The sequence below is a fragment of the Acidovorax sp. HMWF018 genome (genome assembly GCF_003061035.1).
GTDB classification, from domain to species: domain Bacteria; phylum Pseudomonadota; class Gammaproteobacteria; order Burkholderiales; family Burkholderiaceae_C; genus Acidovorax; species Acidovorax delafieldii.
Genome location: NZ_QAIM01000562.1, coordinates 405 through 23305 on the forward strand (window position 1 = coordinate 405; position 22901 = coordinate 23305).

Below are 22901 nucleotides of genomic sequence, written 5' to 3' on the forward strand. Positions count from 1 at the left end.
AACCGCCCCGCCTCAGGCGCAGCCAGCAGGGGTGGGGCAGCCGAACAGCCGAACAGCCAACATCCGTTCGGGCCATTGCTTCGCTCGGCCCAGATTTCGCAGCGCGTGGTGTTTGCACCCGCGAGATGGGGCCGAGCGAAGCAAAGGCCCGGGGGGATGTTTGGTTCCCCACTCCCCTCTGGATGCGCCGAGGAGCGCAGCGGGCGGGGTGGTGCGTGTGCCGCAGGACACACGCGCTTCGTGAACTGACTCGCTGCGGCTGTTTGAGCGGAGCGCGCGAGCGCGCAGCGAGTTCCGCAGCGCACCCCGCCCGCGAGCACCGCAGGTTGCCCCGTAGCGAAGCGCAGGGGACGCAGACAGTGGGGTCGCCTTTCTTTTGGGTACTTTTCTTTGGCGAAGCAAAGAAAAGTACCTCGCCTGCCGGGCGACTCCCGGCCTCCGCCCTCCGCACGGGCACACCGCGTGCTACGTTAGTGATAGCAAAAAGTCCAATAAGTACTAGCGCATCCAGCCAAAAACACCAAAAAACCACCCGGAGAGCCCACCCATGAGCCTCTCCACCCCTTTCATCCACCGCCCCATCGGCACCATGCTCCTCACCCTGGGCCTGGCCCTGGCGGGTGCGGTGTCGTTCTTCCTGCTGCCCGTGGCGCCGCTGCCGCAGGTGGACTACCCCACCATCTCGGTCAGCGCCAGCCTTCCCGGGGCCAGCCCCGACACCATGGCCGCCACCGTCGCTACGCCGCTGGAGCGGTCGCTGGGCGCCATTGCGGGCGTGACCGAGATCACTTCGCGCTCTATCCTGGGCAGCACCTCCATCACGCTGCAGTTCGACCTGGACCGCAACGTGGACAGCGCCGCGCGCGATGTGCAGGCCGCCATCAACGCTGCGCGCACGCTGCTGCCCACGGGCATGCCCAGCAACCCGACCTACCGCAAGGTCAACCCGGCCGACTCGCCCATCATGATCCTGGCGCTCACGTCGGACCTGCTCACACGCGGGCAGATGTACGACGCGGCCTCTACCGTGCTGGCGCAAAAGCTCTCGCAGGTCGAGGGCGTGGGCCAAGCCACGGTGAGCGGCGGCGCGCTGCCCGCCGTGCGGGTGGAGCTGGACCCGGTGCGGCTCGCGTCCAACGGCATCTCGCTGGAACAGGTGCGCAGTGCCATCGTCAGCACCAACGCCAACCGCCCGCTGGGCGCGGTGGAGCGCGAGGACCACTACTGGCAGGTGGCCACCAACGACCAGGCCCGTGTGGCGGCCGACTACGCCCCACTGGTGCTGCGCTGGAAGAACGGGCAGGCCGTGCGCCTGCAGGACGTGGCCGACGTGGTGGACTCGGTGCAGGACGTGCGCAACTTCGGCGTGGCCAATGGCAAGCCGGCGGTACTGCTGCAGGTGTACAAGCAGCCCGGCGCCAACATCCTCGAAGCCGTGGAGCGCGTGCGATCGCTGCTGCCCGCGCTGCAGGCCTCCATTCCGGCGGCCATCGACATCGAGGTGGTGTCCGACCGCACACCCACGCTGCGGGCTTCCGTCAAGGAGGTGGAGCGCGCGCTGCTGATCGCCGTGGCGCTGGTGGTGCTGGTGGTGTTCCTGTTCTTGCGCAACGGGCGTGCCACGCTCATCCCCAGCGTGGCGGTGCCGGTGTCGCTGGCAGGCACGTTTGGTGTGATGTACCTGGCAGGCTACACGCTCGACAACCTCTCGCTCATGGCGCTCACGGTGGCCACGGGCTTTGTGGTGGACGACGCCATCGTGGTGCTGGAGAACATCATGCGCCACATGGAGCGGGGCAAGACCGCGCTGCGGGCGTCGCTCGACGGTGCGCGCGAGATTGGCTTCACCGTGGTGTCGATGAGCATCTCGCTGATTGCGGTGTTCGTGCCCATCCTGTTCATGGGCGGCATCGTGGGGCGGTTTTTCCGCGAGTTCGCCATCGTCATGTCCTCGGCCATCCTGGTGTCGATGGTGGTGTCGCTCACCACCACGCCCATGATGTGCGCCGCGCTGCTCAAGCCTCACAGTCCGGCAACGGCGCGGCGCAGGGGCTGGGCTGCGGCCTTCAGCCATCGGATCGGTCGCTGGGTGGATCGTATGCAGGTGCGGGGCATGCGCCTGTACCGCCGCAGCCTGGCCTGGTGCCTGCGCCACCAGCCCGTGGCCCTGCTGGCACTGGTGTGTGTGGTGGGGCTCAACGTGTACCTCTACACCGCCATCGACAAGGGCTTCATGCCCGAGCAGGACACCGGGCGCATCTCGGGCTTCATTCGGGCCGACCAGGCCACGTCCTACCAGGCCATGGAGCAGCGGCTTCAGCGTTTCCTGTCCATCGTGCAGGCCGACCCGGCCGTGGAGCATGTGACCGGCTTCACGGGGGGCTGGCAGCGTAATGCGGCGCAGATGTTCATGACCCTCAAGCGCGGGCCCGGGCAGGAGAGTTCGGAGGCCGTGATAACGCGGCTGCGCGAGCAACTCAAGAACGAGCCGGGCGCGCGCCTTTTCATGGTGCCGCAGCGCGACATCCGCATTGGCGGGCGGCAGAGCGGTGCCTCGTTCGACTACACCCTGCAGGCCGACGACATTGGCGACCTGCGCACCTGGGAGCCACGCATCCGCCAGGTGCTGAGCCAGCTGCCCGAGCTGGAGGACGTGAACAGCGACGTGCAGGACTTTGGCCTGCAGACCTCGCTGGTCATCGACCGCGATGCCGTGACCCGGATGGGCCTGACCATGGCGCAGATCGACGCCACACTCAACAACGCCTTCGGCCAGCGCCAGGTGGGCGTGATCTACAACCCGCTCAACCAGTACCGCGTGGTCATGGAGGCCGCGCCGCGCTACCTGCAGAACCCCGAGACGCTGCGCGGCTTCTTTTTCGTCAACAGCCAGGGGCAGCAGATTCCGCTCACGGCGTTTGCGCGCATCACCACTACCAACACACCGCTGTCGGTCAACCACGACCGGGGCACACCCGCCAGCAGCATCAGCTTCAGCCTGGCGCCGGGGGTGTCGCTGTCGCAGGCCACCGAGGCGGTGAACAACGCGGTGGCCGAGCTGGGCGTGCCGGTGTCGGTGCGTGGCTCGTTCAGCGGCACGGCAGGGGCGTTCCAGGACGCGCTGGCGGGTCAGCCGTTGCTGATCCTGGCAGCCATCATCACCATCTACCTGGTGCTGGGCATGTTGTACGAGAGCCTGGTGCACCCCATCACCATCCTGTCCACGCTGCCGTCTGCGGGGGTAGGCGCGTTACTGGCGCTCATGCTGTTCAAGACCGAGTTCTCGCTCATCGCACTCATTGGCGTGATCCTGCTGATCGGCATCGTGAAGAAGAACGCGATCATGATGATTGACTTTGCCCTCACGCGGCAACGCCAGCAGGGCCAGCCGGGCCGGGCGCCCGTCACAGCCGCGCAGGCCATCTACCGCGCATGCAACCTGCGGTTGCGCCCCATTTTGATGACCACCGTGGCCGCCATCTTTGGGGCCCTGCCACTGGCCCTGGGGCGGGGCGATGGTGCCGAGCTGCGCCAGCCGCTGGGCATTGCGATTGTGGGCGGCCTGCTGGTAAGCCAGTGGCTCACGCTCTACACCACGCCGGTGGTGTATGTGGCGCTCGACCGGCTGCGTGCGCGCGTGCTGCGCGCGGTGGGGCGGCGCCGCAAGCCAGCGGGCGCCGCGCCTGCGGCCCCGGTGGTATTGCAAGGAAACGACGGATGACCTCTTTCACTTTTTCACGTCGGGTCGCCTGGCCTGCGCTCGTGGCCAGCGGCCTGTGGCTGGCGGGCTGCGCGCAGACGCCGCCGTACGAGCGGCCCACCATGGACATTCCTGCCGCTTACAAAGAGCAGGCCGCCGCCCAGGCCCAGGGCATCTGGAAGCCCGCGCAGCCACAGGCCTCCACCGCCTTGCCCGAGACTTGGTGGACCGTGTACGGCGACGCTGTGCTGGACCGCTTGCAGCAGCAGGCCGAGGCCAACAGCCCCACCCTGGCGCAGAGCGCTGCCCGCCTGCGTGCGGCCCAGGCGGCCGTGACCAGCAGTGGCGCGGCCGCCTTGCCCACCGTGGGGGCCAATGCCAGCAGCAGCCGCGCGCGCAGCGGCACGCAACTGAGCAATCAGGGGGATGGCAGCAGCACCGCCCGCATCAGCACCAGCCATTCGCTGGGCCTGTCTGCCAGCTGGGAGCTGGACCTGTGGGGGCGCATCTCCGCCGGGGTGAGTGCGGCGCAGGCCAGCGCCCAGGCCAGCGCCGACGACCTGGCCGCTGCGCGCCTGTCGCTGCAGGCTGCCGTGGCGCAGACATATTTTTCGCTGCGCGCGGCCGAGGCCCAGGCTGCGCTGCTGGGCGAGACGCTCAAGGCCTACGACCGCAGCTGGGAGCTGACGCGCAACCGCCAGGCGGCCGGTGTGGCGTCCAGCGCCGATGTGGCGCAGGCCGAGGCGCAGTACAAGTCCACCCAGGTGCAGCTGCTGGAGGCCCAAACCACGCGCAGCCAGCTGGAGCACGCGCTGGCGGCGCTGCTGGGGCAGGCGCCTGCCGCCTTTGCGCTGGAGCCCACGGCCACGTTGCCCGCACCGGCCGACGTGCCCCAGGCCTTGCCGTCCGACCTGCTGCAGCGCCGCCCCGATATTGCCGCTGCAGAACGCCGCGTGGCGGCGGCCAACGCGCAGATCGGCGTGGCGCGCGCGGCGTATTTCCCCACGCTCACGCTGTCGGCAGCGGGGGGCTTCCGGGGATCACCCCTGGCCGACCTGTTCAGCGCGCCCAACCTGTTCTGGTCGCTGGGGCCTGCGCTGGCGGCGTCGATTTTTGATGGCGGCGCGCGCAGTGCTGCGGTAGAGACCGCTCGCGCCAACCACGCGCAGGTCACGGCCGCCTACCGCCAGACGGTGTTGACCGCGCTGCAGGAGGTGGAGGACAACCTCACGGCCGCCGCTGCGCTGGCGCAGGAGGAGCAGCTGCAGCGCGAGGCCACCGCCGCTGCGCAGCGTGCGCTGGACGTGGTGGAGAACCAGTACCGTGCGGGCACCGTGGGTTACCTGAATGTGCTGGCGGCCCAGACCACCGTGCTGTCGTCACAGCGCAGCCTGATCGACGTGAAGAGCCGCCGCCTGACGGCGGTGAATGCGCTGCTGAAGAATGTGGCGGGGCGCTGGGAGGCGCTGCCGCCCGCTTGAACTGAGGGCGCAGCTACATCGCCTTGAACAGGTGCGCGTAGAGGCGGCTCACCGGCAGCCGCTCGGGCCGCCCGCGCAGGCTGATGTGCTGCTTGCCCGCCTCGTCGCGCGTGACGGTGGCAATGGCCGTGGCGCGCACCAGGGTGCTGCGGTGCACCTGCCAGAACTCCTGCGGGTCGAGCTGCTCGATCAGCTCCTTGAGCGCAGTGCGGATCAGGTATTCACGCTCGGCCGTGAGCACGCGCACGTACTTGTCGGCCGCCTCGAAGTACACAACGTCCGCCACCGGCACCATGTGGATCTGCGTGCCATGGCTGGCCTGGATCACGCTCAGCCGCGTTGCGGCGGTGGCAGGCGCGGCGGCGGATGCAGTGCCCACGCCGGGAGCGCCCAGCAGCGCGCGCAGCTGGGCCATGGTGGCTTCGAGTTCGGGTGAGGGCAACGCCGCCGAAGGTGCAGCGGGTGGTGCACCGGTTGCTGCAACGGCTGAGACACGCTGGGCCAGCAGGCCCTGCACCTTGGCCACGGTGCGCGCCAGCCGATCGGCCTGGATGGGTTTGAGCAGGTAGTCCACCGCCTGCGCTTCAAACGCCTGCACGGCGTACTGGTCGTAGGCCGTGGCAAACACCAGCGCCGGAAAGGGCAGGTCATCCGTCCATGCGTCGGCCAGTTCGGCCGCCGCCTCGATGCCGCTCTGGCCGGGCATGCGGATGTCGAAGAACAGCACGTCGGGCCGCAAGTCCAGCGCCTGCCGCACCGCCGAGCGGCCGTCTCCCACCAGGGCCACCACTTGCAGCTCTGGCCATGCGCGGGCCAGGTCTTGCTGCAGGGCAGCGGCCAGCAGCGGTTCGTCTTCGGCAATCAGGGCACGCGGGGCTCGCTCTGTCATGGTGTGGCGGCAGATTTCAAGGGAAAAGTGACGGTAGCGCTAGTGCCATTTGGCTCTATTGCTATCAATTCAAGAGCGCCTGCAGCACCGTGCAGCGTGGCCAGACGCTCGCGCACCTGGGCCAGGCCAAAGCTCTGGCCGGGGCCTGGCACGGGCAGGGTGGCGGGAAGGCCCGCTCCGGTGTCTTGTACCTCGATGACCAGCAACAGGCCTTGGGGGCTTGCCTGGGTGCTTGCACGCACGGTGATGTGGCCGCCTTCCACCTGGGGCTCCAGCCCGTGGCGGATGGCGTTTTCCACCAGCGGCTGCAGCAGCAGCGGTGGCACGGGCACGTCGCGCAGCGTGTCGGGCAGGTCCAGTGTGTAGGCCATGCGTGGGCCCATGCGCACGGCCATCAGCTCCAGGTAGTCGCGCAGGCGCTCAAACTCCAGCGCCAGCGGGTGCTGGGTGCTGCGCGATGCGCTGAGCGTGGCGCGCAGGTAGGCAATCATGCGGTCCAGCATGTGCTGCGCCCGGGACGGGTCGGTGCCTATGAGCACGCGCAGGTTGGCCAGGGTGTTGAACAGCATGTGAGGTTCCAGCTGGGTCTCCAACAGCTTCAGGCGCGATTCGCTGGCGTGCATGCGCGCCTCGGCCATCTTGCTCTCCAAGTAGGCCGACTTGTTGACGGCGTAGAAGTAGAACGTGCCCACCAGCCCGGCAATGGCCGTGATGAGGATGGACGTGCGCTGGTCTGCACCGGAGATCAACGCCCCCGGCGGGTAGAAGTGAAAGTAGTGCACGCACAGCGCGTCGGCCAGCAAGGTGCCCGCCAGGTAACCCACGACAATGCCCACCAGGACCAGCGCAATGCCCTGCCAGCCGTGTGGCCAGCCCGTTTCCGCGGCGGACGGTATCAACTCCCGCCCCAGGTCGATGATGGCCCAGGTGAAGGTGCCGATCAGCACCGAATACACCACGGGTGGCCCATAGGGCTTGTCGGGCATGAATGTGCACTGGATGGTGGCCACGACCAGTGTGAAGGCCACCACCTGCAGGTAGTGTCGCAGCTTGCTGACCCCGTTGAACTCGTGGCGCAGCTTCATGGCCGGTCTTGGCGGCGCTGCAGGGCCTCGCGCTCGCGCTGCACCATGCGCTCGCGCAGGCCGCTGCCGGAGCCCAGCAGAAACACCGACACCCCATGCAGCACCAGCCCCAGCCCCCAGCCCAGCAGCGGGTACACCGACCACGGGCGTGTGCCAAACGCATAGCGCGACATGGCAAAGATGAGGGCGTTGACCAGCACGAAGGCCATCGCATGCAGGTACCAGCCCAGCTTGGCGTTGGCGCGGCGGCGGGCGAGTTGGTCGAGGTCTTCGGGTGTCATGGGCATGGAGCTTTGCATTCTAGGCGGCTCAATGGGCGCAGCAACGCGTCCGCACGGGTGCTGTCATGGGCGTGGCGTGAGTGAGACCGGCTTGAGCGGCTGCAGGTGCTTGGCAAAGAATGCCACGGTGCTTGCGTCCACCTGCGGCAGCACGCTGCGGTCAAAGCCGGGCGGGTCGCCCAGCAGCGCGCGGGTCAGGTCGTTCATGCGGTCCAGCGGTGGCATGGGCGACAGCATGATGCCGTGGCTGCCGTCCTGGAGGTCGGCAATGTGCGTGCAGCGGTCCTGGCACGCGGCCAGCACGGCGCTGCTGTGAAAGCGTGGAATCTGGTTGACGTCCTTGCCCGCAGTGATGAGCCCCAGCGCGATGCGGGGGGTAGTCAGGCTGTCCATGTCGAAGTCGGCCGCAAACGGCACCACGGCCACCGTGGCCGCCACGCGCGGGTCGGTGTGTGCATACAGCGTCTCGTCGCCAAAGCGGTGGCGGATGATGGTGATGGCCACGGCCTTCTTGATGCTGTCCAGCCAGTTGCCGTGCAGGCGGGTGGTGAAGCCGACGCAGGACGAAAAATCCTCCGCCAGATGGGCTTCGCAGTGCTGCTTGAAGCGGGCGGGAGACCATTGCCCCCCGGCAAACACCAGGGCGGTGTGGCCTCCGGCCGAACCACCGAACACGCCCACCTTGTCCAGCGCCAGCAGCGGCGCCAGGCGCGCATCCTGTGCGACGGCATCCACCGCGCGGGAGACCTCGGCGGGGCGGTGCTTCCAGCTCTCCGGGCCGGGGGTGGAGTGGTCTTTGTAGTTGTCGCCCGCATGCTCTGGCAGAGCCACCACGAACCCGGCCTGCACCAGCGCACGGGCCAGGTCGGTGTGCACCCAGGGGCTGCCGCCCGAGCCGTGCGACACCACCACCAGACGGCCGTTGCCCGCCACGGGTGTGCCCTGCCAGGCCAGCTGCAGCGCAAAAGGGCCGCGCTGCACGGGCTGGTCGGCCTCCTGTGCCGGATAGAACACCGTGACGGGGCCGTCGCCCTGTTGCCCGGGCAACTCTGTGAGACCCACGCCTGCATGGGCGGGGCTGGCTGTGATGACGGCTGCGGCCAGCAAGGCCAGGCACCAGGCCATCCAGGTTTTTGTCATGGCCGTGTTTTTGTTGGGATGAGTCATCATCAGCCGATCAGCGGGGGTTTTGCGCAGCAGCCAGTCGGTCGCGTTCCGCCTGCACCATGCGCTCGTGCAGGTCGCTGCCACCCGCAAGAACGAACACCACCACGCCATGGATGGCCAGGCCGATGCCCCAGCCCAGCGCCGGGAACACCGCCCAGTGCCGCCCGCTGCCCACCGACAGTGCGACCAGCAGCAGGTTGACGAGCAGGTACACGCTGGCATGGATGTACCAGCCCATTTTGGCCCCGGCACGGCGGCGTGCCAGACGTTCGAGGGGATCGGTAGTGAAGGTGTGGTTGCGCATGGGGTGCTCCTGTGCTGAGGGATCGTTACGGGGGCTCAGGCGGTGGCGGGTGATGTGGCCAAGGGGGCGCTGCGTTGCACCAGCTTCCACAGCCGCAGCGCGCGGGCCGCAAACAGTCCGTTGAACACGCCATACAGCGCAGCGATCTGCAGTGCAAAGCCGCTGTCACGGGCCAGGGCGGGTTGCAGGGCCAGTTCCACCCCCACGAGGTATTTGGTGAGAAAGATGCCCAGGATCAGGGCCAGCGGCATGGCGCTGCCGGGAATGTAGAAGCAGCGCGACTTGCTTTCGTACAGCGTGCCCTGGGGCGCCGCTGGTTGCAGCCACAGCGCCACGCCGGCAATCAGCACGGCGGCGGCCAGCCAGGCGCCCACCGGCAGCAGGGCCTGGCCCGCAGCGCCAAAGGCCGAGGCGATGCCGTACACCGACAGGCCGGTCATCGCCACCGGCATGACCATGGCCCGCACCAGACTCACGTTGCGGGCCAGCAGCTGGCTGCCGCCCAGCCAGAGCAGACCGGCCAGCAGGGCCCAGACCCAGTAGGGCGTGTTTTCGATGATGCGACCCAGCATCTGGGGTTGTTGGACAAGGAGGTTGAGCAGCATGGTGGTCGTCCTGTTGTAAACAATGAATGGAGGGGGGGGGTCAGATCAGTCCGAGTGCGGACCAGACCGTGTGGCCCAGAAAACGGTCGGGCAGCAGCGTGAAGCCGCCAGCCACCACACAGGCGCCGATGTAGGTGCGTTGCATCATCTTGCGGTGGCCGACGATGTTGCGGCGGGCGAGGAACACAAAGGCCATGGCCAACATGCCCAGGGTGACGGGGATCAGCAGGTGAATCAGACCGAAGCTGCCCCAGCGCGGGCCGGGGCCGCCGGTGATGAAGAGGGCTGACACGGCGGTGGCAATCATCAGCGTGACCCAGGCGTAGCCGGCCGCGCGGTGCAGGCGGGGGCGCTGCGTGGCCCCTTGGCGGGCCCACAGGGCAATGGGGCCGATGGCAACGGCCGCCAGCGCGGCTGCAAGATGGATGGCGATGACGGGGGTGATTTGCATGGCGGGGCTCCTGGCGGGTTCGATGGAACGAACTGTGCCGATGCCCTTCCCAGGGCGCCACAGCCCTGCGACGAAATGCAGCCCACCGGGCGTGAAATGCCGCCACGCGGAGTGAGTGGTGGGCGGATTGGGCCGCCAGAAGCAACGCGGCGGGCGTTTTGCCAGGGGGCTGGAGCCCACGGCGGATAATCCCGCACCTATTTGCAAGGAGTGCGCGTGGACGTTGTATTGCTGGTCAAGGCCGCCATCATGGGGGTCGTCGAGGGGTTGACGGAGTTTTTGCCCATCTCTTCCACTGGGCACCTGATCCTGGCCGGGTCACTGCTGGGGTTTGACGATGCCAAGGCCAAGGTGTTTGACATTGCCATCCAGACGGGCGCCATTTTTGCGGTGATCCTGGTGTACTGGGCCAAGATCCGCTCCACGCTGGTCGCCTTGCCCACCGAGCGCCAGGCTCAGCGGTTTGCGCTCAACGTGTTCATCGCCTTCGTGCCTGCCGTGGTGCTGGGGCTGCTGTTTGGCAAGGCCATCAAGGCACACCTGTTCACACCGGTGGTCGTGGCCAGCACCTTCATCATTGGTGGCTTCATCATCCTGTGGGCCGAGCGGCGGCCGCCCTCGGCCACCCGCATCCACAGCGTGGATGCAATGACGCCGCTCGATGCCATCAAGGTCGGCCTGGTGCAGTGCCTGGCCATGATTCCTGGCACCAGCCGCAGCGGCGCGACCATCATCGGAGGCATGCTGCTGGGCCTGTCGCGCCAGGCGGCGACGGACTTTTCGTTCTTCCTGGCCATCCCCACGTTGATTGGCGCCGGGGTATACAGCCTGTACAAAGAGCGCGCGCTGCTGTCGGCGGCCGACATTCCGCTGTTTGCCACGGGGCTGGTGTTCTCCTTCCTCAGCGCGTGGCTGTGTGTGCGCTGGTTGTTGCGTTACATCAGCAGTCACAGTTTTGTGCCGTTTGCCTACTACCGCATCGTGTTCGGCGTCATCGTTCTGGTGACCGCGTGGACCGGCTGGGTGCAGTGGGCCGACTGATAATCAGGCCATGCGTTTCACTACCGGTCGGGTCTCCTTTCCCTTGATTTCCTTGCGGGCGCTGGCGCTCGCCGGCTTGTCGGTCAGCCCCTGGGTGGGCGCCCAGGGCTTGCCAGAGGCGGCCAGCACCGAAACCACGGTGTCCGACAAGGCAGAGAGCCAGCAGGCCGCAGCGCCCAAATTCAACTACGCGATTGGTGCCATCGTGGGCAGCAGCCCCGACTACGCCGGGGGCGATGGCCGCAAGAACAGCCTGCGGCCCGCCTGGGCCATCGAGTACGGCCGGTTTCGCCTGAGCACTTCGCGCGGCAGCGCCTTCATGGGCCACGGCCTGGGGCCCCGCGAGTCCGGCGCCAGCGCCACGCTGGCGCAGAGCGACCGCTTCAGCCTGAGTGCAGCCCTGCGCATTGACAAGGGCCGTGACGGGTCGGATGCCCCCATCCTGGTGGGGTTGCCGTCAGTGCGGTCCACCCTGCGGGCACGGATCAGCGCGGGCTATGCCCTCACCGACCGCTGGGCCGTGGGGGCCGGGGTTTCGCAAGACATCCTGGGCCGCGATGGTGGCGCGCAATGGTCTACCAGCATTGGCTACACCTGGCCCGTGACGGAGCAGACCAAGGTCAGCTTCGGGGCGGGCGCGAGTTTTGGGGACCGCACCTACGTGCGGGGGCATTTTGGGGTGCCGGCCGGTGGCAGCAGCCCCTTGCCTGCGTTCGAGCCACGCGGCGGGCTGTACAGCGTAGATGCCGGGGTGGAGGTCATGACGGCGCTCAACCGGCACTGGGTGGTGCTGGGCGCGGCCCGCGTGTCGCAGCTGCAGGGCGATGCGCGCCGCAGCCCCTTGACCGTGCAGCCGGTGGGCTATTCGGTCTCCGTGGGGCTGGCCTACCGGTGCTGCCGCTAGGCGCATCCGCTGTAGCAAGGGTTCAACGGGAGCGGTTGTGCCTGGCGAAAGTGCTAAGCTGCCGCTCACAGACAGTTACGCCCAGGCGGCCGCACCCCGTGCCATCACCCTGTCGTGGTGTGTGAAGCTGCCCCTCCGCTGATCCTTTCCCCCACTGGGGTATTGCCGCATGACGCCAGAAGCGCCCGAGTTGTCCTCGCACCCGGAGACCGCCCGCCAAAAGGTGTGGTCCAAGGCGGACCTGCTTGATGTAATCACTCGCAGCGCAGGCGCCACCATGGCTGTGATCGACCGCAGCCTGTCGATGATCTATGTGAACGACGAATACGCGCGCTGGTTCGGCACGGTGCCGGAGGAACTGGTCGGCAAGACACTGGTGGAGGTCTATGGCGAGCAGGACTGCGCCCGGTTCATGCCGTTTGTGAACCGCGTGCTCAGCGGCGAGCGGGTGCAGTACCAGCGCATGCTGCGCACGCCCTACGGCTTTGACGAGTGGCGCACCATCTGCCTGACGCCCTGGCACAACCCGCAAGGCGCGATTGACGGTTTCATCACCACGGCGCTGGACGTGCACGAGCTGCAGGTCACCATGAATGCGCTGCGCGCGGCCAACCAGCGCCTGTCCTCCCACATGGAGAACAGCCCCCTGGCCGTGGTGGAGATGGACCACCAGCTGCAGCTGCTGCATTGCTCGCAGCGCGCGGTGCAGCTGCTGGGATGGCTGCATGTGGCGGGACTGGAAGGGCGGCTGCTGACGGACCTGCTGGCACCTGCCTCGATGGACGACAGCCTGCAGCAGGCGCTGCAGCGGCTGCAGTCCGGCCAGGAGTCCCAGAACCGGGCCGAAACCTGTTTTGTGCGCAGCGATGGCACAGAGGTGCACTGCGAGTGGTTCAACTCTGCCCTGACCGACGCAGACGGCCAGGTGACCTCCATCATGGCGCTGGTTCAGGATGTTTCCGCCAAGATCCAGATCGCGCGGCAGCAGCACTACCTGGCCAACCACGACTCACTGACCGGGCTGCTCAACCGGGCCGCGTTCCAGGGGCGGCTGGAGCAGTCGCTGCTGCATGCGCGGCACACCGAGGGGTCGGTGGCGCTGTTGTTCATTGACCTGGACGGTTTCAAGCACGTGAATGACGCCGAAGGCCACCGCGCGGGCGACGAGGTGCTGCGCATCGTGGCCCAGCGCATCGCCAGCACGGTGCGCGCGGGCGACACCATGGCGCGTCTGGGCGGTGATGAGTTTCTGGTGATGCTGGACCACGAGGTGACGCGTGAGGTCACCGATACCATCGGCCACCGCATCATCGACGCCCTGCACCAGGGCATGACGGTGGACGGGCGCGAGCTGCGCATTGGCGCCAGCATTGGTGTGGCGGTGTACCCTCCGCTGGAGGGAGACATCGACGCGCTGATGAACCGTGCCGACCAGGCCATGTACGCAGCGAAGCGGGCAGGCAAGGGCCGCCTGCATTACGCGCAGACGGCCTGATCTACCGGGCCTCTTACCGTGCCCCCACGGGGCAGGGGCATCACTGCGTTACGGCAGCCGGATGCTTTGCTGGAAGTGGAAGAAATTGTCGGGGTCGTAGGCCGCCTTGATCCGCTGAAGCTGCGGGTAGGCCGGGCCCCAGTAGGCGGAGGCAAAGTCGACCAGCCGCGCATCCGGGTAGTTCTGGTACACGTGGCCGTTCAGGAAGGGCCGCACGAGCTGCATAAAGCCGTCGAGCCAGGCTTCCATCTGGGCGCGCTCCGCCGGGTTGCGCCAGAACACATCCACCACCAGGTCGGCGTCTAGATTGCGATGCACAAAGGCACTGTCGGCCACCGGGTAGCGGTTGATGGCGCCGCCATAGGGCTCCAGATAGGCCAGCGACCAGGGGTTGGGCGAAGTCTTGAAGTAGTCGATGATGCGCTGCCAGTCGGCGGGCGAGAGCCGGGTGTTGATGTATCCGCTGGCCTTGGTTTCGGCGATCCCGTCCGGCAGGTTGTCGGGCAGGGTGTAGGGGTGGTCTTCCAGCCACACGTTCATGTCGGGATAGGTGCCGGTCTTGTCCACCAGCAGCTGCGCGCTGGGGATGGCCATCAGCGGTGCAATGGCTGCCAGCCCGTCCTCGCGGCTGCCGCAGAACATGCCCTGCACCATGTACACCGGCACACCGTTCTGGAAGCCCAGGTTCATCATGTAGCCCAATGTGTCGGGCGCGCCGGTCTTCATGTAGCCGGCCTGCATCAGCGTGAGCACCTGGGCCGCGTGCATGGCGTCCCAGCTGATGGCCCAGGCCCAGACCTGGTCCAGCCGCTGCATGCGGTAGGTCACCTGCAGCACCACGCCAAAGTTGCCGCCCGTGCCGCCGCGCAGGGCCCAGTAAAGGTCGGAATGCTCCTGCGCGCTGGCGGTGACGATGGTGCCGTCGGCCAGCGCCACACGGAAGGAATCGACCAGGTCACTCTGGATGCCGAACGCGCGCGATGTGTAGCCGTAGCCGCCACCTTGTACAAAGCCCCCCACGCACACGCTGCCACAGGCGCCCGTGGGCACGTGCCAGCCGGTGTGGTTCATGGCGCCGTTAAAGTGGTCAAAGTCGGTGCCTGGCAGCACGTGCACGCGTTCGCGTGCAGGGTCCAGCACCACGCCCTGCAAGTCGCTCAGGTCCACCACCATGCCGCTGTTGACCGAGTAGCCCGCAGTGCTGTGACCGCCGCAGCGCACGGCCACCCACACCCCATAGGTGCGGGCTACGGCCAGGCACTCCAGCACATCGTTCTCGCAGGCGCAAAAGACGATGATCTCCGGATACGACTGGAAGGCTGGGTTTGACTCCTGCCGCGCTGCGTTGTAGTCGGGGCTGGAGGGCAGCACGATGCGCCCTACGATGCGCGCCTCCAGAGCAGCCACCGCCTCCCATGTGAGCACCGGCGTGCTGGCCTGCGCAGTGCCCAACGCCGGCTGTTTTGCCGCCAAAGATAAAAAGTGCGCGACGCGTACGTCTTTGGCAAGGCGGGCCGAACTTTTGCGATGGGCCATGGCGAGCGATCCTTCAGGAAGTTGCGAAGCCCCGGGTGTACCGGAGCAGGAGCGCTTTGACCAGAGGGAAATGGCAGGCGTGTCTTTCAGCCCGCTGCTGGGCAGCCACCTCCGGATCGTGAAAACGATCTCAGGACGAGGACAGCGCGAGGTCGCCCGTGTTGCGCCGCAGGCAGAACTTGCCGCCCTGTTTGCCGCTGTACATGGCGGCATCGGCCAGCTTGAGCAGGCCAATGGCGTCGGTGCTGTCGTGCGGCGCGATGGCATACCCAATGGTCAGACCGATCTCCACCTGCACGGTGTTCAGCGAAAACGGTGAGCGGAATGCATCCAGCAGCTTGTGGCCCAGCTCTTGCGCCTGCTGCAGGCTGTGCAGCTGTCCAGCCATCACCACGAACTCGTCGCCACCCAGGCGAGCCACCAGGTCACTTTGGCGCACATGGCCTTGCAGGCGCCGGGTCACGGCCACGAGCAGCTCGTCGCCCACGTCGTGGCCATGCTGATCGTTGACGGGTTTGAATCCGTCGAGGTCCATCACGTACACAGCCAGCATTTTTTCTGCGCTACAGCGCGACAGGGCCGATGCGAGCGAGATATTGAGCCCGCGCCGGTTGGGCAGGCCGGTGAGCGGATCGGTGTGGGCGAGTGAGCGCATCACGTCGCGCTCGCGGTTGGCGTCCAGCGCCTCCAGCCGCAATGCCTTGGTGCGCAAGCCCAGCACACGCATGAACAGCAGCATGTCCAGCGTGGCGCCAAACTGGAACGAGTGCAAGGTCCAGAAGTTCACCGGCACCCAACCCTGGATCACGCCAATGACCGTGGCGGTGGCCAAAAAATACAACAACCAGGCGAGCAGCAGGGTGGAGCCCACCGGGTCGCCCAGCCTTGCGCGGCGCACCGCCCCCGGAATGCCCATGAGCGCTGGCACCAGCCCCAGGATGCTGACGATGCCTGTCACTGCTCGGGTGCTGAGCAGGTCGAGGGCATACAGCGCCGCCAGCACCACGCACAGCACCGCGCCGCCACGCATGCTGCGCAGCAGCCAGCTGCGGGGTCGGTCACCCGCCAAGGCCTGGCTGATGAAGAGAAAGGAGCCGCAGGTGGCCGTGAGCGCAGCCAGACTGGCTGCATGCAACTCCACCCACGGCATATCGCGCCACAGGTACTGCGTGCCCAGACCGAACAGGTGCAGCGAAAACAGCAGGCTCCCCGCAATGAGCAGTGCGTACTGTATGAACAGCACATCGCGCAGATTGAGCCACTGCGCCAGGCTGTAGATCAGCAGGCATAGCGCCAGCCCGGTAAGAATGCCTTGCAGCATCTGCTCGTTCAGAGCCTTGCTGTGCCAGGTGGTGGGCTTGTTCAGCGTGATGGGCAGCACCATTGCACCCCGGGTCTCCACGCGCAGCAGCAGGTCGTAGGTGTGTCCGGGCAACATGGCCACGGGCAGTGCATGGGTGCGGCTGCGCAGCGGGCGCTGGGTGTAAGGCTGCAGGCTGCCCAGTGTGGCCTGCTGGGTCACATGGCCGTCTGCAGCCAGGTACACCTCGATGCGTTGCAGCACGGGATAGTCGATGTCCAGCACCCACAGGCCGTTGGATGTCACGGGCACGGTGACCGGGATGCGTACCCACACCGGCTCGGCCCGCACGCCCAGGGTGCCGCTGGTGCCAGGTGGGGCCTGAAAGCGTGACCACTCCGCAAGGACATCATTCACGAGCAGGGTGCCGGAGGGGTCTGGCAGCACAGTGACGGCGGGCCAGGCCTCGATGGAAAGCAGGTTATCCCGCAGATCGAGGGGGGCTGCCCGCGCACTGGTCGGTAGGGCGGCCAGCAGAAGACACAGTGCCGACAGCAGGCAGGCCACTCGCCACCAGTTGGCAAGAACCGTGCGATGCACAAACCCACTCATGCGCGTGTACGTCATGAGGCCAGCGCCAGTTCGCCCGGATTGCGACGGATGCAGTGTTTGCCGCTCTCCTTGCCTGCATACATGGCGGCATCCGCCAGCCGGACCAGATGCTGTGCATCGTCGCTGTCCAGCGGTGCAAGTGCGTAGCCGATGGTGAGGCCCACCTGAATGGACAGGTGGCCCAGCCGGAATGGCTGTTCAAACGCATGCAGCAATGCACGCCCCAATTCATGGGCTTGCTCAGGCGTTGCCAGCTCTCGTGCCATGACGATGAATTCGTCGCCGCCCAGGCGGGCTACCAAGTCGGTGTGCTGCCGTACATTGGCCTGCAGCCGGTGGCCCACAGCCACCAGCAGGTCATCGCCCACATCGTGGCCATAGGTGTCGTTGACCGGTTTGAACCCATCCAGGTCCATCAGGTAGAGGGCCACCATGCGTTGGGATTTGGCCTGTGCCAGCGCCGACTGCAGCGCCATCTGCATGCCGCGCCGGTTGCACAGTCCTGTCAGCGAGTCGGTGTAGGCGAGTGATCGCATGGTGTCACGCTCGCGCAGCGCCTCGGCCGCCGCGTAGCGCAAGGCGGCAGAGCGCTGGCCCAGCACCCGCAGGAACAGCAGCATGTCGGCAGCCGCCCCGAGCTGGAAGGAGTGCAGCGTCCAGAAGTTGACCGGCAGCAGGCCTTGCACCAGGCACACCATGGTCACGGCCGCCGTGAAGTACGCAACCCAGGCCGCGAGCAACGTGGTGCTGACGGAGTCCCCCCGGCGTGCCCGTGCCACGGCGATGGGCAGGCTGATGAGAGAGGGCAGGGGGCCCAGGACGCTGATGATGGCGGTGATGGTCCGGGTGTTGATCAGATCGACCAGGAAGGCCACGAGCAGCACCAGGCTCAGCACTGCTCCCGCCTGCATCACCCTCAGGAACCTGCTGTGTGGCATGTGGCCCATCAGCGCATGGCCCATGAACAGGAACGAGCCCGCAATGGCCAGCAGCCCCGCCGCCCCTGCTGCGTGGACTTCGATCCAGAGCCGGTCGCTCCAGAGGAACTGGGTGCCAACGCCGAAGAACTGCAGTGAGAACCCGGCACTGCCCACCACCAGCATGCAGTAGTAGAGGAACAGCTTTTCGCGCTGGCTGACCCACTGGGTGAAACTGTAGACCACCAGGCACAGGGCCAGCCCGGCCAGCACGCCCTGGAACATCTGCTCACGCAGCGACCGGTGCACCAGGTAGGGCGCCTTGCTCAGGGTGATGGGCACGATCATCGCGCCCGAGGTTTGTACCCGGATCAGCAGTTCATAGGGAGTGTCGGCCGCCAGGTCCAGCGTCATCGCTGGGGTGCGGCCCCGCAGCGGGCGCTCGGAATAGGGGCGCAGGTTGCCCAGCGCAGCGTGCTGAATCAGCCGGCCTTGCTGGGTCAGGTAGATGTCGACTTCGTTGAGCACCGCAAAATCGATGTTCACGATCCATTCATTGCCCGACGCCACGCGCGACATCAGCGGCACGCGCAGCCAGATGGCCTCCTTGCGCACACCCAGGCTGCCGCCACGGCAGGGGGGCTCTGCAAAGTCAGGCAAGCGTTCCAGTGCGTCTTGCACGCCCCATTGCAAAGATGGGTCGGCCAGCAACGTGGCCACCGACCACACGTTCACCGGGCGGGCATCGGCTGGCAGCACGAGCGGGCCGGGTTCAGCGGCCCGCGCAGTGGGCAGGGCCAGCACCTGCCACAGTGCCAGTACCAGCAGCCACAGCAGGGGGTGCCAGGGTGTCGGCCGACTGGGGAGCAGGGCGTTGCGTTGCATCGTCGTCATGCCAGTGCAGCCGTGCCGGGGATGCGCCGCACCGAGTGCTTGCCGCCTTGTTTGCCCGCGTACATCGCGGCGTCTGCATGCCGCAGCAAGCCCTGCGGGTCGTCACTGTCGAGGGGGGCCAGCGCGTACCCGATGGTCAGGCCCACCTGGATGCGCAGATGGCTCAGCGTAAAAGGGTGCTCAAAGGCCCGCAGGAGCGAGCGGCCCAGGTCCTCCGCCTGCTCGGGCGTGGCCAGGTCGCGGGCCATGATGATGAATTCGTCGCCGCCGAGCCGAGCGACCAGGTCGGTCTGGTGCCGCACATTGGCCAGCAGACGGTGGCCCACGGCCACCAGCAGGTCGTCGCCCACATCGTGGCCGTGCGCGTCATTGACAGGCTTGAACCCATCCAGGTCCATCAAGTAGACCGCTACCAGCCTTTGGGGTGAACAGTGGGCCAGCGCGGCGTGCAATGCGTGCTGCAGGCCGCGCCGGTTGCTCAGGCCGGTGAGTGGATCGGTGTTGGCCAGTGACTGCATCAGATCCCGCTCGCGCATGGCCTCCTGGGCCTGGGCCTGGGCCGCGCGGGCTCGCAGGCCCATCACGCGGAAGAACAGCAGCATGTCCAGCGTGGCGCCAATCTGGAACGAGTGCAGTGTCCAGAAATTGGCAGGAATCCAGCCTTGCACCAGGCACACCATTGTTCCGGCGGCCACGCCAAAGGCGATCCACGCCACCAGCAGGGTGGCGCCAATGGGGTCCTTGTGCCGCACTCGCGCCATGGCGGCAGGCAGGCTGATGAGCGAGGGGAGGGCCCCCGCCAGACTCATGAAGGCAATGGCAAGGGGCACGGTCAACCAGCCCACCACCAACGCGATACAGACCGCTGCGGTGACGGCCGCGCCCACCCGCATGGTGCGCGCATACCGGCTGCCAGGGGTGTCGCCGGCCAGCGTGTGGCCCAGGAACAGAAACGATCCCGCCAGCGCCATCAGCCCTGCTGCCGGACCCGAATACCGGTCCATCCACGGGTTATCGGGCCACAGATACTGCGGGCCGACGCCAAAGAACTGCAGCGAAAAGCCCGCACTGCCCAGTACCACCAACGCATAAAAGCCGAACATGCGATCACGCTGAGTGACCCACTGGATCAGGCTGTACGCGAAGAGGCAGAAGGCCAGCCCGTTGAGCAGGCCCTGCAGCATCTGCTCGCGTAGGGCCTGGCGCAGGTGAACGGGCATTTCGCTGACCGTGATGGGCAGAATCAGCGGGCCAGTGGCCTGGACCCGTATCAGCAGGTCGTAACGCTGCCCCGGCTGCAGGTCGAAGGCCATCGCAGGCGTGCGGCCAGCCAGCTGCGCTGGATCGGACTGGCGTGCTCGGGCCTGCTGGAGCAGCTTGCCACCCCGGGCCAGGTACAAATCAGCCCTGAGCGAGCTGTAGCCAATGTTGACCACCCACGGGGTGCGCGGCGCCTCGGGCGCAACCAGGGGGATATGCAGCCACATGGCAGCCTTGTGTACGCCCAGCGAGTTGTTGCTCCGTGCTGGAGTCTTGAACTCGTCCAGGCGGTCCAGCATGTCCTGTACCGAGAGCTCGTAGGTGGGGTCGGCCTTGAGGGTGATGGCCTCCCAGGCATCCACCTGCGGCCTGTCCTGTGCGAGCACCAAGGGTTCGCCCGCCTGTGCGCTCCGGGGCAAGGTTGCAGCCAGGAGTACCAGCAGACACAGCACCCACGTTGCCACGCCGCAACACATGCACCGCAAGCGGGCCAGCATCGGAAGGTTGCGCGGCAGCGGTTGCATTGGCGTGGTGGCTAGGGCGATGTGGCTTGCTGTGCCTGGCCTGTCTGGCCCGCCTGCGCGGGCTTTGCCTTGCCAGCCAGGCCCCGGCTCCAGCTGCCAGAGGTGGTCAGCCGATCCTCGATGCGGTTGAGCCAGCCGGGGGCATGGGGGTCGTCGCTCCAGCTGTGCACCACGGTGTCCACCTGGTTGAGCAGTTCGGTGGGCAGTTGCAGCGGGCGCGTCTGGCTCATCAGCACCCGGCTCATGAAGTGGTAGCCAAGCGCCCGCGTGAGCATGCGCACGATCGAAAAACGCGGCAGCAGCAAACCCACCACCGCATCGATGGCGCGGGCCAGCAGCAGAACGCACCAGAACAGCAGGGCCGACAGCCAGGGCACGGGCTGGTTCAACCCCAGGTCCTCGGCGGTTTCTCGCCCGCACAGGTAGCGGGTCATGAGCTGTGGGAAGGGCTTGACGATGCGCCAGGGCAGCGCGTTGGCCATGGTCTGCATCAGGGCCTGCCCCAGGGCCGGGCGCGGGTCGGGGGTGACCGGCTCTGCGCGGCCACGGGCCTGCATCAGTGCCATCAGTGCATCGCCCTGCGCCATCGTTTCCACCATCAGGGAGCGGTCGATGCCAAGCACGTGACCCACCACGTTCCAGGCGTGGAGGTACGCTTCTTCGTCCCCGGGCGGCAGACCGAGACCCAGCCGACGCATGCTGCGCAGGAACACGTAGCCGAAGGTCAGCAGCGTATAGGCCAGCTCCTCCTGGTTGCAGGGCAGACCTTTGGCGGCCAGATTCCAGCCACGTGCATACAGGGTCTGGTACATCACGGACCGGCCACCACCAGCGGGGGCTGCGCGCGGCACGACCAGGCCGTCTCCGCCGGCCTTCCATTGCGCGATGGCATGTTCGGGGCTGCCGTGCAGGATGAGATTGCGCACCGTGGCGTGGATCAACCGCACCTTGAGCACCTGTGCCACACCGGCACCCCGCGGGCTGAGGCCTCCGTGCAGCATCACCGGGAAGATCATGGCCGCCGTGGAACGGATGCGGTATTCGGTGTTCTGTTCCAGCTGGCCGGTCGTGTGCAACACGCTCGACAGGTCCGGGACCACGTAACACTCGGGCAGGCTGGCACAGAACAGCAGGATGCAAGACAGCGCACCGTGGTCCATGAAGAGTTTTTCGGCGCGCTCGATCTTGCGGGCATCGGCCCAGGGCGGCAGCACCTGCGCCGCCTGTACATAGTCGTTGAGCGCCTTGGCCATCTCGGCGGTCACATAGCCTTTGGCGGCCTTGTCACCATCCCCCACCTGCACCGGGCCTTCGGTTGCCTGCCAGGTGGCCAGCGTCGCGTTGTCGGTCCACTGGCTGAACAGCAGGTTCACCGTGTTGATGTGCGCCCATTGCGGAGCGTCGGCGGCGACGTCGCCGGGGGGCCAGGGCCCAAGGATCCTGGCAATCGTAGCGTCGGCCAAGGGGTCGGCGTGGTGCTGCATGGGCGCCAGATCGGCAGCTGGCAGCAGAGGGTTGTGGGGCTTGCTGGTCATGCCGCGACCTTACCCGGTGCGCGCCAGCGTTGGAAGCCCGCCAGCGCGCAGAGCAGCGGAATCCCCATGGCAAAGGCGGCAATGGTCCGGATTTCCACCGGGCTGCCCAGAATCATCTGGAACACCATGCCAGCCGCGTAGATGGTCAGCGGCACCATGGCGTGGCGCCGCAGGAAGGGGCTGGCGGGTTGCAAGGGGAGCTGGCGCGCCGACATGCGAAAGCTGAAGATGATCACAAAGGCCACGAACACCCAGCCGAAGAAGCCCTGCACGGTTTCGCCAAACCAGGCCCCATCGGTCTTGGCCATGATCCACGCCTTGAGGGTGTAAACAAAGTAGGGGTCTGCGCCCAGGTCGAACGCGGTCACGATCATGGCAGCCAGAAATGACAGCATGGCGGCGTTGCCCAGGCCGGGAGCGCCGTCCACCGCCGATTGCCAGACGATGAGGTTGCTGATCACATAGCCCGCATACGTCAGTGCAAACCACATCATCGGAATGACCAGTGGCACGTCCAGCAGACGAGGGCCCAGCACATCGGTGTAGGTGTAGTGCCCGAAGAACCAGCCCCGGCTGGAGCCCATCTGTTCGGCAAACCAGCCCAGGCTGACCGCGATCAACACAAACTGCAGGGCAGCGCGGGTGCCCAGCAGATGCGCTGCACTGGTCCAGCAGCAGGCAAACATCAGCACCGAGGCGATGACGATGGCGATGGTGGTGTCATTGTGGGTGCGCACCGCTGTTGCGATGACAAAGGCGGCCAGCAAGGCAAAGCTGAGCGCGGGCAGGCGCCCGGCCGTCGGGGGCTGTGCAGACATGTCGGGTGTATCACGCTGTAACAATTTCGCCAGTGTAGGGGATTGGCGCGGCGTGTGTGTCCCCTGTTTGCCCTGATCGGGGGGCGGTGTGGGGCGTTTTTT

The 22901-nt window shown here is 66.9% G+C and carries 18 protein-coding genes; 5 read left to right on the top strand and 13 right to left on the bottom strand.

What is annotated here, in order from left to right:
* Positions 1 to 547: 547 nt before the first annotated feature.
* Complete coding sequence (locus tag DBR23_RS24065; RefSeq protein WP_108499807.1) at positions 548 to 3721, top strand: efflux RND transporter permease subunit; 3174 nt, start codon at positions 548 to 550, stop codon at positions 3719 to 3721.
* On the top strand, positions 3718 to 5181 hold the full coding sequence (locus tag DBR23_RS24070) for an efflux transporter outer membrane subunit (protein WP_108499808.1): 1464 nt from the start codon (positions 3718 to 3720) through the stop codon (positions 5179 to 5181). Before DBR23_RS24065 ends, DBR23_RS24070 begins: the two co-directional genes overlap by 4 nt.
* A 13-nt stretch (positions 5182 to 5194) precedes the next feature.
* On the opposite strand, the gene DBR23_RS24075 is transcribed toward DBR23_RS24070, so the two are convergent.
* Genes DBR23_RS24075 through DBR23_RS24105 form a run of 7 tightly spaced genes read right to left on the bottom strand, consistent with a single transcriptional unit; the run spans position 5195 to position 9963 of the window.
* Positions 5195 to 6070, bottom strand: coding sequence for a LytTR family DNA-binding domain-containing protein (locus DBR23_RS24075; protein ID WP_108499809.1), 876 nt, complete (start codon positions 6068 to 6070; stop codon positions 5195 to 5197).
* Entirely contained in the window at positions 6067 to 7155 is a 1089-nt protein-coding gene (locus tag DBR23_RS24080) for a sensor histidine kinase (RefSeq protein ID WP_108499810.1), read from the bottom strand. Before DBR23_RS24080 ends, DBR23_RS24075 begins: the two co-directional genes overlap by 4 nt.
* Complete coding sequence (locus DBR23_RS24085; protein WP_056748347.1) at positions 7152 to 7442, bottom strand: 2TM domain-containing protein; 291 nt, start codon at positions 7440 to 7442, stop codon at positions 7152 to 7154. The genes DBR23_RS24080 and DBR23_RS24085 overlap by 4 nt, the downstream gene beginning before the upstream one ends.
* A 57-nt stretch (positions 7443 to 7499) precedes the next feature.
* The gene (locus DBR23_RS24090) at positions 7500 to 8576 is read right to left on the bottom strand and encodes an alpha/beta hydrolase family protein (protein ID WP_369882163.1); all 1077 of its coding nucleotides are present in this window, start codon (positions 8574 to 8576) and stop codon (positions 7500 to 7502) included.
* A gap of 37 nt (positions 8577 to 8613) precedes the next feature.
* A complete protein-coding gene (locus DBR23_RS24095; RefSeq protein WP_108499812.1) occupies positions 8614 to 8907 on the bottom strand; it encodes a 2TM domain-containing protein in 294 nt (97 codons plus the stop codon).
* Between the two features lie 35 nt (positions 8908 to 8942).
* Positions 8943 to 9512: a DUF6622 family protein gene (locus DBR23_RS24100; protein WP_060985379.1), complete on the bottom strand. Its 570-nt coding sequence runs from the start codon at positions 9510 to 9512 to the stop codon at positions 8943 to 8945.
* 40 nt (positions 9513 to 9552) lie between these two features.
* The gene (locus tag DBR23_RS24105; RefSeq protein ID WP_108499813.1) at positions 9553 to 9963 is read right to left on the bottom strand and encodes a DUF2306 domain-containing protein; all 411 of its coding nucleotides are present in this window, start codon (positions 9961 to 9963) and stop codon (positions 9553 to 9555) included.
* Positions 9964 to 10179: 216 nt separating this feature from the next.
* On the opposite strand from DBR23_RS24105, the gene DBR23_RS24110 reads away from it, so the two are divergent.
* From DBR23_RS24110 to DBR23_RS24120, 3 genes are all read left to right on the top strand, one after another.
* Positions 10180 to 11004 carry an undecaprenyl-diphosphate phosphatase gene (locus DBR23_RS24110; protein ID WP_056067100.1) on the top strand — a complete coding sequence of 275 codons (825 nt, stop codon included), beginning with the start codon at positions 10180 to 10182 and terminating at the stop codon, positions 11002 to 11004.
* Positions 11005 to 11014: 10 nt separating this feature from the next.
* A complete protein-coding gene (locus DBR23_RS24115; RefSeq protein WP_108499814.1) occupies positions 11015 to 11908 on the top strand; it encodes a MipA/OmpV family protein in 894 nt (297 codons plus the stop codon).
* Between the two features lie 169 nt (positions 11909 to 12077).
* Positions 12078 to 13403: a diguanylate cyclase domain-containing protein gene (locus DBR23_RS24120; RefSeq protein WP_108499815.1), complete on the top strand. Its 1326-nt coding sequence runs from the start codon at positions 12078 to 12080 to the stop codon at positions 13401 to 13403.
* A gap of 48 nt (positions 13404 to 13451) precedes the next feature.
* Here the strand turns inward: DBR23_RS24120 and DBR23_RS24125 are convergent, their stop codons facing one another.
* The 6 genes from DBR23_RS24125 to DBR23_RS24150 all read right to left on the bottom strand — a co-directional run bounded on the left by DBR23_RS24125 (position 13452) and on the right by DBR23_RS24150 (position 22799).
* Positions 13452 to 14939 (bottom strand): FAD-binding oxidoreductase, encoded by a 1488-nt coding sequence (locus DBR23_RS24125; RefSeq protein ID WP_108499816.1) that lies wholly within the window; start codon positions 14937 to 14939, stop codon positions 13452 to 13454.
* Between the two features lie 130 nt (positions 14940 to 15069).
* The gene (locus DBR23_RS24130; RefSeq protein ID WP_108499817.1) at positions 15070 to 16866 is read right to left on the bottom strand and encodes a diguanylate cyclase; all 1797 of its coding nucleotides are present in this window, start codon (positions 16864 to 16866) and stop codon (positions 15070 to 15072) included.
* Positions 16863 to 18653, bottom strand: coding sequence for a diguanylate cyclase (locus DBR23_RS24135; RefSeq protein WP_108499818.1), 1791 nt, complete (start codon positions 18651 to 18653; stop codon positions 16863 to 16865). Before DBR23_RS24135 ends, DBR23_RS24130 begins: the two co-directional genes overlap by 4 nt.
* A 5-nt stretch (positions 18654 to 18658) precedes the next feature.
* Positions 18659 to 20419: a diguanylate cyclase gene (locus DBR23_RS24140; RefSeq protein ID WP_056067057.1), complete on the bottom strand. Its 1761-nt coding sequence runs from the start codon at positions 20417 to 20419 to the stop codon at positions 18659 to 18661.
* 38 nt (positions 20420 to 20457) lie between these two features.
* Entirely contained in the window at positions 20458 to 21981 is a 1524-nt protein-coding gene (locus DBR23_RS24145) for an oxygenase MpaB family protein (protein ID WP_056067060.1), read from the bottom strand.
* The gene (locus DBR23_RS24150; RefSeq protein ID WP_056067063.1) at positions 21978 to 22799 is read right to left on the bottom strand and encodes a carotenoid biosynthesis protein; all 822 of its coding nucleotides are present in this window, start codon (positions 22797 to 22799) and stop codon (positions 21978 to 21980) included. The genes DBR23_RS24145 and DBR23_RS24150 overlap by 4 nt, the downstream gene beginning before the upstream one ends.
* Positions 22800 to 22901 lie beyond the last annotated feature (102 nt).